At 44.2% G+C, this 1,795-nt stretch carries 2 protein-coding genes; both read right to left on the bottom strand.

Going from position 1 to position 1,795, the window contains the following annotated elements:
* Positions 1-386: 386 nt before the first annotated feature.
* Positions 387-1,109 carry a YebC/PmpR family DNA-binding transcriptional regulator gene (locus tag WEIDD23_RS10365; RefSeq protein WP_010372727.1) on the bottom strand — a complete coding sequence of 241 codons (723 nt, stop codon included), beginning with the start codon at positions 1,107-1,109 and terminating at the stop codon, positions 387-389.
* Positions 1,110-1,182: 73 nt separating this feature from the next.
* Positions 1,183-1,795, bottom strand: a 613-nt coding sequence (locus tag WEIDD23_RS10360) for an ATP-binding domain-containing protein (protein WP_197458877.1), incomplete at its 5' end; no start/stop codon positions are given.

The raw sequence follows: 1,795 nt of genomic DNA, 5'->3' as shown, positions 1-1,795 counted from the left end.
ATTCAAGAAAATGATATACCCCATTGCCACAAAAGTTGTAATTCCGGCAATGATTTCTGTCCGCACATTTGTGTGATTGTCAGACAGTTTGAAGAATCGTTCTAACATGTACCCATTTCACTCCTAATAAAAAATTCCGCATCATCGACGGTTTCGCACAATGATACGGAAAAACAAACGACGCCAAGATAAAAAAATATCCCGGCGTCGTTAACGGTATCATCGCAGTCGCAATGATACCCAATTCCGAGTCTGTGGCAAAACACGTTAACGACTCAACTATTAATAATTGTTTATAACTTTATCGCTTTTTGTTCACAGCGTCAACAGTTATGTTTGGTAACAAAAAAAGAGACGGGAAATCCACGTCTCTTTTTTAACGAAAACTACTCAGCAGTCGTAAAGACAGCTTGAACGTCATCGTTTTCTTCAAGTTCATCAACCAAGCTAGCCAATGATGCTTGCTTATCCTCAGGCACTGCCATTGGGTTTTGAGCAACCATTGTTACTTCATCGTTGACCAACGTGTAACCCTTTGCTTCCAAAGCGTCACGTACTTCAGGGAATGACTTCGCATCCGTGTAGATTTCGAATTGGTCATCGTAAGTCTTCATGTCTTCGGCACCAGCCTCCAACATGTCTTCGAACAATTGATCCTCATCAATATCGTTATCTTCGTTACGCTCGATTTCGATGTAACCCTTACGATCGAATTGGAATGAAACTGATCCAGTCGTTCCCAATTCACCACCGAAGTGCTTGAACGTTGAACGAACTGAGGCAGCCGTACGGTTAATGTTATCAGTCAACGCTTGGACCAAAACAGCTACACCAGCTGGTCCGTAACCTTCGTACGTCAACTCTTGGTAGTTAGCGCCACCGGCACCAGAAGCCTTATCCAAGGCACGTTGGATGTTATCCTTTGGCATGTTAGCTGCCTTAGCCTTGTCGATAACCAAACGCAAACCTGCGTTTGAATCTGGATCTACACCACCAGCCTTAGCTGCCGTGTACAAATCGCGGGCAAGCTTTTGGAAGATCTTACCACGCTTTGCGTCTTGGGCGTTCTTACGTCCTTGAATGTTATGCCACTTACTGTGTCCTGACATTTCAGAAACCCCTTTTCATTCGAAAATTTATCGATTAATTTTATCACACATTGTCTGTGCTTGACTAGTAGAATTATAGCATATTCTCAGCTGACATAAAGTCATACGGCGTCAAATCAGCCATGCCAATATTGGGATCAATTGTTTCGGCGGTAATTTGTGCAATTGTTAGGATATCATCCTCGGTGTCGGCAACTGCCTGAACAATTTCATTGACTGCCGGCGAATCATCGATCGTATTCTCTTCATCAACTACTTCCGCCGTTGGATCAACTGCCAGTGGCTGTTGATTTAGAGCTGCTATTGAGGCATGGTCATCTGGCGTTTTAGGTAGTTGTCCCGCTTCGGCTTGTTGCAACCGTTCCTGCAAAGTCGTCTGCCGATTAACGCCTTCCGTCACAGCCGCACGCTGATAGGCACTCACATCCCCAATCAACACCAATGACTCACTTGCTCGTGTTAATCCCGTATACAGCAAATTACGTTGTAACATGCGGGAGAACGCATTAACCAAAGGCATAATAACTAACTTATACTCGGCACCTTGTGCCTTGTGAATGGTCGTTGCATAGGCCAACGTCAATTGATTCCAGTTCTGGCGCGTATACTCAACTTCCCCTGTGTCAAAAGCCACCGTAATGTTATCCGTATTATCTTCATTCGCCTTATCCTTGGCCAACATAATA

This window comes from Weissella sp. DD23, from assembly GCF_001579105.1.
In the GTDB taxonomy this organism is placed as follows: Bacteria; Bacillota; Bacilli; order Lactobacillales; family Lactobacillaceae; genus Weissella; species Weissella cibaria.
Note: the sequence above shows the minus strand (reverse complement) of the source record. Positions and strands in the feature narration are given on the sequence as shown.